The organism is Winogradskyella sp. (assembly GCF_016744625.1).
Lineage (GTDB): Bacteria > Bacteroidota > Bacteroidia > Flavobacteriales > Flavobacteriaceae > Winogradskyella.
This window is the reverse complement of the sequence record NZ_JADGDZ010000090.1, coordinates 1-13,278: the sequence shown is the minus strand read 5'-3', so window position 1 is coordinate 13,278 and position 13,278 is coordinate 1. Positions and strand designations below refer to the sequence as shown.

The 13,278-nt window shown below is 30.9% G+C and carries 13 protein-coding genes; 3 read left to right on the top strand and 10 right to left on the bottom strand.

Going from position 1 to position 13,278, the window contains the following annotated elements; genetic code table 11:
* A partial coding sequence (locus tag QZZ53_RS14575) for a tetratricopeptide repeat protein (RefSeq protein ID WP_296386014.1) occupies positions 1 to 566 on the bottom strand: 566 nt, incomplete at its 3' end.
* 568 nt (positions 567 to 1,134) lie between these two features.
* On the opposite strand from QZZ53_RS14575, the gene QZZ53_RS14570 reads away from it, so the two are divergent.
* From QZZ53_RS14570 to QZZ53_RS14560, 3 genes are read left to right on the top strand one after another with little or no spacing between them, the layout of a single operon-like run.
* On the top strand, positions 1,135 to 3,066 hold the full coding sequence (locus QZZ53_RS14570) for a hypothetical protein (RefSeq protein ID WP_296386013.1): 1,932 nt from the start codon (positions 1,135 to 1,137) through the stop codon (positions 3,064 to 3,066).
* A 12-nt stretch (positions 3,067 to 3,078) separates the two neighbouring features.
* Entirely contained in the window at positions 3,079 to 5,325 is a 2,247-nt protein-coding gene (locus QZZ53_RS14565) for an AAA family ATPase (RefSeq protein WP_296386011.1), read from the top strand.
* 16 nt (positions 5,326 to 5,341) lie between these two features.
* A complete protein-coding gene (locus QZZ53_RS14560) occupies positions 5,342 to 6,400 on the top strand; it encodes a hypothetical protein (RefSeq protein ID WP_296386009.1) in 1,059 nt (352 codons plus the stop codon).
* A gap of 33 nt (positions 6,401 to 6,433) precedes the next feature.
* Here the strand turns inward: QZZ53_RS14560 and QZZ53_RS14555 are convergent, their stop codons facing one another.
* From QZZ53_RS14555 to QZZ53_RS14515, 9 genes are all read right to left on the bottom strand, one after another.
* Positions 6,434 to 6,847 (bottom strand): cytochrome c, encoded by a 414-nt coding sequence (locus QZZ53_RS14555; protein ID WP_296386007.1) that lies wholly within the window; start codon positions 6,845 to 6,847, stop codon positions 6,434 to 6,436.
* Between the two features lie 48 nt (positions 6,848 to 6,895).
* Complete coding sequence (locus tag QZZ53_RS14550) at positions 6,896 to 7,513, bottom strand: hypothetical protein (RefSeq protein ID WP_296386005.1); 618 nt, start codon at positions 7,511 to 7,513, stop codon at positions 6,896 to 6,898.
* A gap of 155 nt (positions 7,514 to 7,668) precedes the next feature.
* A complete protein-coding gene (locus tag QZZ53_RS14545) occupies positions 7,669 to 7,956 on the bottom strand; it encodes a hypothetical protein (RefSeq protein ID WP_296386003.1) in 288 nt (95 codons plus the stop codon).
* Complete coding sequence (locus QZZ53_RS14540; protein WP_296386001.1) at positions 7,953 to 8,495, bottom strand: hypothetical protein; 543 nt, start codon at positions 8,493 to 8,495, stop codon at positions 7,953 to 7,955. Before QZZ53_RS14540 ends, QZZ53_RS14545 begins: the two co-directional genes overlap by 4 nt.
* Positions 8,492 to 8,890, bottom strand: coding sequence for a hypothetical protein (locus QZZ53_RS14535; protein ID WP_296385999.1), 399 nt, complete (start codon positions 8,888 to 8,890; stop codon positions 8,492 to 8,494). Before QZZ53_RS14535 ends, QZZ53_RS14540 begins: the two co-directional genes overlap by 4 nt.
* A 20-nt stretch (positions 8,891 to 8,910) precedes the next feature.
* The gene (locus QZZ53_RS14530) at positions 8,911 to 10,410 is read right to left on the bottom strand and encodes a serine hydrolase (RefSeq protein WP_296385997.1); all 1,500 of its coding nucleotides are present in this window, start codon (positions 10,408 to 10,410) and stop codon (positions 8,911 to 8,913) included.
* A 30-nt stretch (positions 10,411 to 10,440) separates the two neighbouring features.
* Positions 10,441 to 11,637 carry an alpha/beta hydrolase-fold protein gene (locus tag QZZ53_RS14525; protein ID WP_296385996.1) on the bottom strand — a complete coding sequence of 399 codons (1,197 nt, stop codon included), beginning with the start codon at positions 11,635 to 11,637 and terminating at the stop codon, positions 10,441 to 10,443.
* 86 nt (positions 11,638 to 11,723) lie between these two features.
* The gene (locus QZZ53_RS14520) at positions 11,724 to 13,016 is read right to left on the bottom strand and encodes a S41 family peptidase (RefSeq protein ID WP_296385993.1); all 1,293 of its coding nucleotides are present in this window, start codon (positions 13,014 to 13,016) and stop codon (positions 11,724 to 11,726) included.
* On the bottom strand, positions 13,006 to 13,278 hold a 273-nt coding region (locus QZZ53_RS14515), incomplete at its 5' end, for a nuclear transport factor 2 family protein (RefSeq protein ID WP_296385991.1). The genes QZZ53_RS14520 and QZZ53_RS14515, both read right to left, overlap by 11 nt.

The following is a 13,278-nucleotide window of genomic DNA, read 5'->3' as shown; positions in this document are numbered from 1 at the left end:
GAATTTAAACAGTTAAGTATTCCATGTGCGTCATTACTTTTTCTATTAACACTCAAAACCTTTTCAAAATTTATTAATGCCTTTTGATAGTCTCCCATATATGAATAAATATTCCCAATATTATATAGAATACCATTAACTCCTTTTTTTATTCCAAGTTCTTCTTTTATGGCTAATGCCTCTTCATAATAGCTTAGAGCAATTTTAAAATTTCCCTTATAATAATTTAAAACGCCTAAAGCATTTTTGCATTTTCCTATACCTTCTAAATCATCTAAAGAGTTATAAAGTTGTATTGCTTTTTCAAAATTATCAATTGCAACTTTAAAATTGGCTTGCTCCGTGTAGATAACTCCTTTTAGGTAGAAGCTACGAGCTTTACCTTTTACAGATTTTATATCATCAGCAAGTTTCAAAGCTTCTTCTACATATGCTAATGATTGAGGTGGATCGTTTCTATAGTGATTAAATGCTAATAGATTAAGAATTTTAACGCGGACTGTATCTTTTTCTTTATGGTTTTGCAATTCTATCTTAAGACTATCTATTTTTTTATTTTGTGACAAAACAGATGTTGAAAAAGAAAGAAAGAGCAATAAAAGAATTATAAATAAATTACTGATTTTCATGAAAGTTAATAGCTGTTATTCTTATAGCAATAATGCAACGATTAAATATATAATAATTATAATCGTTTCTAAATAAAACCAAAGTAGCTTTATAAAACACACTAAAATATAGAAAATCTTTTTCCGAAGGGTTTGAAGATATAAGTGATGTGTCTGAGTCAATAAACGCATTATGCAAAATGTTAAGGACATAATTCCAATATGAGATATTCGATGTAATCATAGATAGCACCAACACAACAGTGATACTTTAAAAAAAAAGGCAGGTATTAAGCACATGTGCAACCTATTCATAATAAGCAATTTGTGCTTGATTATTAAATAAAAAAATCATATATTTATCTTTAATAATTCCTCCCTTTAGTTTTAAGATTTATTGTATCAAAAAAATGGTAATGCTTTTTGATGCCTCTTTAAATTGGTATTTTATACTGATGCTTAAAAATATGTTACTAGTTATTCGCTATTTTTAGTATTAACAATTAAAACAATATAGAAACGGAATATGTCTAAAAAGAGAATTATAAATGCGCATGCACATGTTTTTACAAGCCAATTTGTACCACCTTTTTTGGCTAAAACTATTGTTCCATGGCCATTTTATTTTTTAATACACACAAGATGGATAGTTGGGTTAGCAAAGCGCTACTATCATTATAAACACAGCTTAAAGTTTCCAAATAAAAGTACTGCAGATAATGGTTGGGACACACTTTATAAAAGCAGACGTAAAAAACGTACGCATACCTTACTGCTTTATTATATAAAGTCTAAATTATATCTATATATACCTTATAAAATCATAGTATTTTGGTTGTCTCTTATTGCAGCAATTTATAGTATTGATTGGCTGTCAGGATTAATAGGAATAAATACTGATGCTTCCGGAATTATTAAATGGATAAAAGATAAATTAGCTCACCTTAATTTATATTATGAATTGAATGGCTATTGGAAACTCCTTTGGGTTGCAGTTGTCATAGTCTTTATTAATTGGAGTCGAAGAGTTATTTGGTTTGTTGTAAAAAGCCTCTTTCCTGTTTTTAATAAAATTGTAAGTACCAAAGGCATGGAACTACTTGAGCGCTATATGCTCATGGGACGTTTTGCTTTATATGGTTCTCAAAGAAATGTTGCACAACGCGCTTTACACCAATTACCTCCTGGTTCTGAATTGGTGATACTCCCAATGGATATGGAATATATGGGAGCAGGAAAAACAAAGCTAAGGAGAGATTTATTAAATGCTAAAAAAGAGAAATTAGAGGATGGTTGGGAAAATTCAGATTTTCAGGATACCTATAAGTATCAAATGCGCGAACTGTGGGAATTTGTTAAAACAAGAAGAGAATCTGGTTCGCCAGAACAATATCATCCTTTTTTGTTTGTTGATCCTAGACGTGTAGAAGAAGAAGGCACTACTTTTTTTGATTACGAGCTCGTTAATAACAAAATGAAACTTAAACCATGTTTTGTGAAAACCTACATGGAAGATCGAGAATTTAGTGGATTTAAGATTTATCCAGCTTTAGGGTATTATGCTTTTGATGAACGTTTATTACCGCTTTGGAGATATGCATCAGAAAATAATATTCCGATAATGACACATTGTATTGTTGGCGTCATTTATTATCGTGGAAGAAAACAAAAATCTTGGAATTTTCATCCTGTTTTTAAGCAGCATTATAAAGATAAAAGAAGTAATCCAGCAGAACCAATGTTACTTCCCCAAGTAAAAAATGTAGAGATGCAATTTAATTTTACGCACCCAATGAATTATTTGTGTTTATACGAGGAAACTTTATTAAAAGAAGTGCTTAAAGGTGCTAAGAACGATACTACACGTCAACTTTTTGGGTATATAGATGATGCTACACCTCTAACCAATAACTTAAGTAATTTAAAAATTTGCTTAGCGCATTATGGTGGTGAAGATGAATGGATAAAATATTTAGAATCTGATCGAGATGTTTATAGTCGTAGTATTGTTAAAAACCCAGATACAGGCATACAGTTTATGAAAAATGATCAGGGCAATTTTTCTGATAGTAAAATCAATAGTTTATGGCACGATACAGATTGGTATGCTATTATAACTAGTCTACTTATGAAGTATGATAATATGTATGCCGATTTAAGTTACATAATTAGTAAACCTTCAATTTACCCACTTCTTAACCTTACTTTACGAAAAGGATCAGATTATGAAACACAATACAAATTGTATGAAGCTGAGTCATCACCAAATAAAAAAGCATCGCACTTAAAAGGTAGAAATAGATTACGAAGTCACATTCTTTATGGTACAGATTTTTATGTAGTGCGAAACCATAACTCTGATAAAGATTTGTTTGTAGAAACAAAAGCAGCTATAGATGAAGAGAGTTTTGATCTTATTACCAGAGAAAATACGTTTAATTATTTATCACGTGATTAATACCAAGCAGTTATGATTTATGTAGATCGCACTTTAGTTAAAAAGCCTCCTATTCTTGATTCAGAACGAATGAAATCAGAATTTGAAAAGATGAAGCGCTTTCATTCAGATCAGGAAAAAGGAAGTAAATACAAACGCTATAAGTTTACTGTTCTTACAAACCCATCTGTTAGAAAAGCAGTTAAACATTTGTTTAATGGAAAATGTGCCTATTGCGAAAGCAGAATTATTGAAGTTAGCAATGGTGATATAGATTTGTTTAGACCAAAATCTGGGGCAATGAATATTGATGGATCTTTTGATCCTAATCACTATTGGTGGCTAGCTTACGAATGGAGCAATTTGTATTTATCCTGTTCGGTTTGTAATCAACGTTATAAACGTAATTATTTTCCCGTTAAAGGTGAGCGTATTCCTGTTTTAGGAGATCTTTCTGAAGAATACCCATTATTGCTTGATCCTTGTAAGTACGAAGATTTTATTGAACAACATATTGGTTTTAAGGAAGAGCAAGCTATTCCATTGACAGAAAAAGGAGAAACAACAATAAAAATCTTAGGGCTTAATAGAAAAGAATTACTCGCTTCTAGAAAAAGGGAATTGCAAAATCTACACGATGCGATACAAATCGTTCGCCTTTTTGAAGCTACCAAAGGAAAAGAAAATAAGGGTTATGATAAGAGACTTATTGATCGTTTAATTGCTCCAGAAAGCCCATATTTAGCTTGTAAGTGGTCAAATCATTGGAAAGATCTAATGGATATAAATCCAGGTTATATGCCAGAATATCTGCCATATTATAGAAAACAAACAGAAGAATCTGCACTAGATGAAGCCAATTTTTTTGAGGAAGTTCAAAATGTATCTGTAAAACAAACTAGTAGAAAATCATATTCTTTAGACAAGTTTAGTAAAGGTGCTAAAAATGAATACTTCGGACAAAGTAGATGGATTACAAAAGTGAGAATTAAAAACTTTAAAATTATTGAAGACCTAGAGTTAACATTCAATACTAGTAAAGATATTAAAGGTAGAGAATTTAAAGAACCTTGGATGACTGTACTTGGCGAAAATGGTACTGGAAAAAGTACTGTCCTTCAAGCCATAACCTTAACATTAGCTGGAGAAGAGCGGCTTAATCGACTTAATCTTAATGCAGCAAAATTTGTAAATCGTAATACAGAAGAAACAAGTGGTTGGGTAAAAGTCTATTTAAGTGATCGTAAAAGACCTATTACTCTAAATTTTTCTAAGTCCTCAAATAAATTTGCAATTGCTCCTAAAGCACCGCAACTTATCGTTAGATCTTATGGGGCAACACGACTATTTTCGAACGAATATGAAGATGATAAAGAAAAGGATTTTCTCTTTATAGAAAATTTATTTAATCCACATGTTTTATTACTAAATGGTAATAAATGGCTTACCGAAAAAATAAATGATACAGAGCTTTTTCCTGAAATAGCTAAAAGTCTTGGTGATTTATTATCTCTAAGTGAGGATCAATTCTTTTACCCAGATAAAGATGAAAATGGAGACCCAATCGTTTGTCTAAAATTATATCCGAATAAAGAAGGAATTCCTCTAGATGATTTAAGTGCTGGTTACAAAGCTATTTTGGCTTTGGCTTTGGATATTATGATGGGTTTTGGTCAAATATGGCCTTCAATATTTAATGCTCAAGGCATTGTATTGGTGGACGAAATTGGTGTTCATTTGCATCCACGCTGGAAAATGCGCATTATTAATGCCTTACGTAAAACGTTCCCTGGAATCAATTTTATTATTGCTACGCACGAGCCTCTTTGTCTTAGAGGGCTAGAAAAAGGTGAAGTAATTTTGATGCGTTTAGATGAAAACAAAAACATAGAAATTGTAAAGGACTTACCATCTCCAAAACGAATGCGTGTAGGGCAATTGTTAACGTCAGTTTTTGGTCTATATACTACTATGGATCCAGAACAGGAAAAACTTTATAGTGAGTTTTATCATTTGCAATCATTAAGAAAGCCTACAGCTGAAGAAAAAGATCGATTTGAAGAACTAAAAATTATCTTGAATGAGGAAATGACAATTGATCCTGCTACTGGTAACTTAGGTTTAAATGACTTCGTAGGTGAAACCATGAATGATATGATTAGCTTAAAAATTATTGAACAAAAATATGCAGAATCTGAAAAAGGTGACCTAAAAGCGAGCTTAGAAAATTTGGATCAAGCAAAACTAGATGAAGTAAAGAAACTTTGGGGAGGTAGTTAGATATAATACTAATAAAATGATAAAAATAGAGCGTCCAGAACGACCTAAAATACCAATTTATAATACTAAGAATACTAAATTGGATAGGAATGCAGCAAAAGAAACTGCAATGCGTGATAGTTTGGTATTGCTCATAGATGGCGCTATACCACATTTTGAAAGCATTTTTGAAAGGCTATTAAATGGTGGAAAGTTTACTAAAGCTGAAGTCGAGACCTTAAAGGCTATTGTTTTTTTTGCAGACAAAACGAATTTTGATAATGATGAAAAGTTGACTACAAAAAAGAATTTGAAGTTTACTGTTTATAAAAATGACGTATTAAGAGAGAATTTAAAAGCTGTTTTTAGTAATAAATGTGCGTATTGTGAAAGTAATTTCACTCACGTTACACCTCCAGATATTGAACATTTTAGACCGAAAGCAGCAATCAACCCTTTTACAAATCAAATAGACGAAGACCTCATATATCCAGGGTATTACTGGTTGGGTGCAGATTGGGACAATTTACTTTGGTCATGTCCTTTATGCAATAGAAAGACCAAACAGATTATACCAGACTTTGTTGATCCATTACCTGTCGGCAAAAAAAACCGTTTTCCTGTTAGTAACAATAGGATTCGGCATCATCATGATATTGTTAGTGATGAAGAGCCTCATCGTCTATTAATAGACCCATGTAAAGAAGACCCTGCAGATCACTTAGAATTTCAACTAGATGGCTTAGTAAAAGCAAAAGAAGACGATCAGGGAAATGTAAGCGCAATGGGTGAAGCCTCTATTCCTGCATATGGTCTAAATAGAGCAGATTTAAAACGTTGGAGAAAAGAAGAAATCATAAACCTGAAAGGGTTTTTAATAGGCATTAAATCTACCTTAATACGCTTTATAAGCGAAACTGATCCAGACATAAAAGTAGAATTAGAAGAAGAGTTCTTAATGATTAAAGGCTTCATAAAGCATAAGTTCTCCACTGAATCTCAATATATAGCTCAAAAAGAAGTGACTATTGATGAATTTTTTAAAAATGAAGGCATAGATAGTATTGGTTTTACAAAAGAGGGACTATTGAGTTAATTATCACTAACTCATAGACATTACTCATTCATGTTATTTATTATTCAATTCATCTACATGTAGCATATATGTAGCTATTGCGTCTAACTCTTCATCAGTGATTTCTTTTAAAAAACCATCAATATTTGCTTGCATAATAGCTACTTGACTGGCTGTGGTATCAACGATAGGCTTTGAGTTTCCTTTTAAAAATGATACAATATCTGCATTGTTTTCCTTATAAACATGCATAATATCGACAACCGATGGAGCTGTTTTTTTAGAATCTATAGCATGGCAAGTAATACATGTTTTTTCTGAAAATAATCTATTACCAAGAAATATTTTTGAATCTTGACTTAATTCTGTACGTTCTGGCACACCATTTTCACTATCATTTTTTAATTTTTTATCTGAATTGCAGCTATTCAATATTAGGATTACAATTAAAAAAATAAATAAACGCATAGTATAGTATTTTATGATTTTGATAGCCCTTACTGAACCTGAACTGTCTTAATTCTGTAGCAATGCTTTAACATGAGCATATATCGATACACCATATATGACAGTTTCTACTGTAGTTTTGAGCATTTTAACACCTTTTACATCATTAACCTGACCCTCTGGAGATATCGCAAAAACGTTATAAAATAAGTTGTCTTTCCCAATAGCTCTAATATGAACAATGGTACCAGATTGGCCAATTCCTTTTACTGGTAATAAGTCACCATCATCAGTTACAGCTTTAATATCTAATATAGTACCATCAATGCTAATAGCCTTAAGCGGGAAATATATGTCATCTTCTTTAACTATTAATTTTATAGGTAAGTGCTCTCCATTAATGATAGCCTTAACATCTAAAATACTAGTATCATCAAAACTTTGAATCCCTTTAACATCATACATGTTTCCGGCTTTATCAATAGCTTTAACTTTTATTAATTTAGCTTCAGGTAAATAAGCTTTGACATCCCAAAGTATCTCAGGATGTAATTCAGTTTCAGGCTTATCGTAATCTGTTTTATCATTATCAATTACCTGTGCATTTCCGAAGGATAATCCAATTATTAAAAGAGCGAAAAAGGCAATAAAATTTGAAGGTTTGAGTAACTGTTTTATAGTTTTCATCTGTTTAAATTTAATAGTCTAAAGATATTGAGAACTCTTTAGGATAAACATGATAAAAATCACTTCCATACTACATTTTACAGGTTATAAGAACGTATATGTCTTGAGTAACAACAATCATTAGTGCTAATGCACAAAAATTTCCTTCTTATTTATTAATCGTATAGCTTTTTGGTTGCTTTTTTAAGATCTGCTTCAGGTAAAAATTGATCAGAAATTGTAAGAATGGCATGAAGATTATCACGTAGCTTTTCTAGTTTTAGTTCACCAGGTTTTATAGCTGTTTGTAATAGATGTAACGCCATATCTGCAAGGAGAAATCTTTGTTTTTCTAACCAATCATCATCACTTTGTTTTGCTTGATGATTTAAGTATGCTGTTTCTACTTGGTCATGTAATTCCCAACTGATTTTTAATAATTTAAGCTTATCTTCTTCTTTCATTTTCTATTTTTTAAAATTGTCATAGTTATAATATATATAAGAACTATAGTAAAAGGGATAATAACAAACCTATCGTCTGGAAAAATATACCAAAGTAATACAACCAAAACAGTTCTGGCTATAGCATGAAAAAAACCAATCCAATGCTTAATAATCCATGAAAATGGTAGCCACATCGTACCAGTTAAAACACCAATTGTTAAAGGTAATGACGTATAGTCCATTATAAAAAAAGGAATAGCAATAGCGTAAACCAATACGGCTTGAGCTACTGTATATAAGAAAAGAGCATCAAATTCATTTTTGGGTTTGTCTTTTTTGAGAAAATTTTCACCTGTGAATTTTGATATAAATAAGGCTAAATATACAATACTACCTGTACCAATAAAAAGAATCCATACTGTAATTCTATCTGGAAAAATAATTCCAGAAAGACCAATGAATAACCAAGCTATTATGCCAGATAAAGGTGTTGCAAGAAACTTTCTATTTGTGAATTCAGTTCGTTGCTCTTCAAGAGTTTTATTTAGTTTTTTCATTTATTTGGCTTTAGTTTTTCAATTAACATCGTAGATACTATTAAAACAAAGGCTAGCCCAAACCCTAAAATACCAATATTAATTCCAATTAGTGTTTTTTCACTTCCATCTAAATACTTCATTGAACCTCCATAATAGTTTTGAAATATAAATGCAATTAGAAAACTTCCAGTAATTATTAAACTTAAAATTGCGCTAATCTTTGTTTCCTTTTTAATCCAAACCAACCATAAGCACAATACACCTATAATTGAATTTGTGATGAGTTGCCAAACCTCATGAATTTTTGCATGTGGTGTCCAATCTGGATTAAAAACATGCGTATCATTTATTTCCAAAAAAGGTACAACTAATGCATAAAGAAGGACGCTTAATGTGACTATATACTTTTTCATTACTAGATATTCTTTATCGATTAATTTTTAAGTTGTTTAAGTTTGTTTTGAGAATTCTCGCACCAATAACAATTGTTTTCAGGCTTAAATTCTAATGCTTTATTAAAAACCTTCTCGGCATTATCATACTGTTTATATTTGAAGTAAGCATCACCTAAAGAATCCCACAAATTACCATCCTCTGGGAATATTTGCACATTTAGTTTTAATAACTCTAATCCCCAAAACGGCTCTTTTTCTTTTTCTATTAGCTTATACCCAATTCTGTTTAAAACTGCTTTGTCTTTAAATTTTCCGTCGAGATAAGTATTGAGAAAATTTGGCAACTGATTAGATTGTGCTATGGAATTCGTTTTCATGAAGTCATAGACAAGCTCATAACGTGATTTTGTAACAGGACGTGGAACATACTTCTCATCAGTAAGCATTTTACTAATATGCCATGCAACATTCTCAGAATCCGAGTTTATAATTGTGTTAGATAAAACAATAATAACGATATCGTCATCAATAAACCGTACAAAGTTTCCGAAGTAAATGCCATTACTTCCATTATGCCACACCACTTTCACTCCAGTTTTTGTTTTAAATATAGACCATCCATAACCATAATAGGATGTTTCATTTTCATTCTCAGCTACAAATGGTTTTTCTAACAACGCTCTAGATACAGCACTTAACACTACATTTTTTTGCAACGCTAATTGCCATGTGTAAAGATCTTCTGTAGTCGAATAGATATCACCTTTACCAATACTATACCAATGATTATCTGTATTTGGAAGATGGTTTTGTGTAATTCCCCAATCCTTCCAGATACCATCAGTATAATAAAAGTAGTAGCCATGAGAAATGTGCTCGCTGCTAAATGAAATACTTTTATAACCTGTATGATTCATCTTTAAGGGTTTCCAAAACTGTTCACGCAAAAAAGCCTCATAATCTTGTTCAGAAACCAATTCTATAATAGCAGCTAACAAAATATAATTCGCATTTGCATAATGATGCTTTGTTCCTGGTTCTGATTGTAATTCGGCTTCAAAAAAATCTTTTAGAAATTGATCTTTACTAGCTTCATCATATCTAAAACCACCTGTTCTAGGTGAAAATCCAGAAGTATGTGTAAGTAATTGGTGAATGGTTATGTTTTTCTTGTCAGTCGGAACTTGGTCATAAAACTGACTTATTTTATCTGCAGTTTTAAGCTTTCCAGCTTCCACTAATTTTAAAATTGCAGCAGCAGTAAATTGTTTTGTGATAGATCCAATATTGAATACTGTCGAAGATGCATTTGGGATTTTAAGCTCACGATTAGCCCAACCATAACCTTTGGATAATATAATCTCATCATTTTGGGCTACTAATACTGATGCTGAATACCCATTGGTTGCACTATTGATTAAATAGGTATCTATTTTAGCTTTAAGTTCATCATTATTTTGTGCTTCTTGCCCAAATATGGTATTGACTCCAAATGCAAATTGAATTAAAAAGAGACTGATAAATAGATTTGTTTTCATGATGCTTTTGATTTTGATTGATGTTTCTTACTATTTTAAATTCTCAAGAGCTTTTTGATAATTACTAAAATCGACATCATTTTGCTTTGATGCCAATTCAATTGCCTTTTTGAATGATTCAGAGGCTTTAATAATATCTTTATTTTCTTTTTGTGAAACACCTAGAAAGTAATAAGCCAAATGGGATGATGGATACAGTTCTGTCCAGTATTCATAAAGTTCAATAGCTTCTTCTATGTTTTTTGCTTCAAGTAACCGTCTTCCTATATTTTTAAGACAGCTCATACTATATAATCTATCTACATTAGGATAAACCTCAAAGCTATAGTCATTTGACAGATTCGTGTAAAATGAAAGGATATTTTCTTTGACAGACCCATCTTTTTCAATTAAATCAAGATAATCCACTAACCATTTTTCCTTTGGGAATATAAAATCGAATGCAGCAATTAAACCTGGTAATACTACGTCTGTATGTCCTTCTCCCTCAATAGTTTCAGCTTTTGTATGTATTGTGTTTGAATTATATTTGGATAATTTCTGATTAAACTCCTTAATGTTTGTATTTATATAGGCTTGAGATTTTGCATCTTTGCTACCTGATACTACATATAAGTAACTTGGTTTTTCTTTATCTTTGGAATAAAGTTTTTCTAGCTCCTCAATCAGTCGCTTATCTTTTTTGTAGCCATCTCCAATAATATTGCCAGCAGCAAAACAAATATAGGCTTGAAATAAGTCTGGCTTATTTAATAATGTATGAAGACCTATTGCTGATGATGGTGAAAAACCAATAAAAATTTTGAAGTTATTTACACGATATTTTTTTTTAATTAATGGTAATAACTCAAATTCTAAAAAGTTAATAAACTCTTCTTGATGATTACCATAATTGTACATTCTGTTTTGGTGGTTATTATATAAATTAGGTGAGAAATAATTTCTATGTTTCTTATCTGAACTCAATGAAATCACTATAGATTCTGGCATCCGAGAGGTATTGCTTAATTGGTTGACAATTGCACTAGTCGTATTAAATAATAATCCATCATCTAAAATCAGAATTATAGGATATTTTTTTATCGAATTTTCGTATTGTTGAGGCAATGCGATAGTTAGTTTCCTAGTCTCATCAATGTACTTTGAATCAATAGCTAAGTGTTTAATTTTTGTTTGTGCTAATATTTGAGCTGATACTAGTAATAATATTAATAGTCTAATGTTCATTTTCTTGTTTTAATGTTTACCAACGATCTAGTTTAAAGTATAGTTGCCATTGGTGTTCTCGATTCGTGTTCTTATTAACCACTTTACTATTTGTTTTGTATATCATTTATAACCCACTGCATCATATTGTCAATTCCTTTAGAGAAACTTTTCCAATCATATTCTATTAGAACATCAGGTTGTACACCTTGAGTTATGTGATCTTGAAATCTAAAAAATCTTTTTGAAAAAGTCATAACCATTCCAGAATTAGGAAGTGTAAATTGTCCCATATCCTGATAACCTGTAGGATTAGAACCTGTCGATTCACCGACAATTTTTGCGTTGAGTATTTGCCTAAATTGTGAAGCGTTACTTGTAGCAGCTGAGAAAGTTACTTTATCTGTTAACACATAAATTCCAGTTTTCCAATCAATACTATCTGCTAAATTTAGATAATACGCCAGAAAAGTTCCGACAAAAAAATCGCCACCACTATTATTTCTTAAGTCAATGACTACTTGCTTAATTTGATTTTCATTTATGAACTTTAAAACCGATTCACCAAACTTTTCCATGTCCTCAAAAGATGGATAGCTCTCAAATTTGATGTAAATTCCTGTTGTGTTTTTTATAGGGCTAAACCAAAGATAATCGTGTTTTGAATCGATTGGTTTTTGTATTTCTGGAATTGAAGTTTGGTAAGTAACGAATTCAGTATTTGCATAATAGTCATTATTGTTAATGACATTTAACGAAAGGGTAGTTTTTTTGCCTGTTATATCATCTAAAAAAGTAAACGCTGCGTTGAATTCATTATTCGTTAATTTTAAACCGAAGAGTAATTCAGATATCATCAGATACTCTCCTGTTCTAATAATTTCAGATTGTTCGTTTTCCACATACTGTGCAACTTTACTGACCTCCTTTGTTATTTTGTTTATTGCTTTCCCATCAATTTTTGTCAATATTTTACCCAATAGATTTTTATGGTTGTTAGTCGTTTTAACAACTCTCCATTGTCCGTTTACGTTATAAATTTCAATTGGGAATAAATGTGTTTCAACACCTCTTAATGAAAATGCTGTATGACCATCACCAATTTTTCGAGTTAATCGCATTAAGTCTATAATAACTTCTACTTCACTTTTTTTGGTTAAAGTTGATTTTATTTGCTGTATTTCCTTTTCAAAGTCAACTTTGCTAATTGTATTGTATAAGTCAATGTGATTTTGTTCAAGATTGGTCTTATAAAAATCAATGTCTTTAGTCCAACTTTCTATAACTATTGATTGTGAAAATGTACTCGAAGTGATTAAAAAACATGAAGCAATAATTAAAAATCTACTATTAATTATATTTATACATGAGGATCGTAAACAACTGGCTTTACTTGTCATAGTTTTTAGATGTAAAAGATTTATGAATTATTTTCCATTCATTTTTAATTTTCAACAACAATAAATAATCAATTGCAATCCTATTACGATCAGGCATTATAACTTGTACTTTAGCAAGACCTGCATTATTTTCATAGTCCAATGATAAAATATTCCCTATTCGGTTGTTTTTTTTGCCTTCTTTAAAATTTCCGATGTATTGCGCTCCTTGTATGATACTCAGGTTATCATCTTTTATATAGTATAAATTAAAATCCTGATG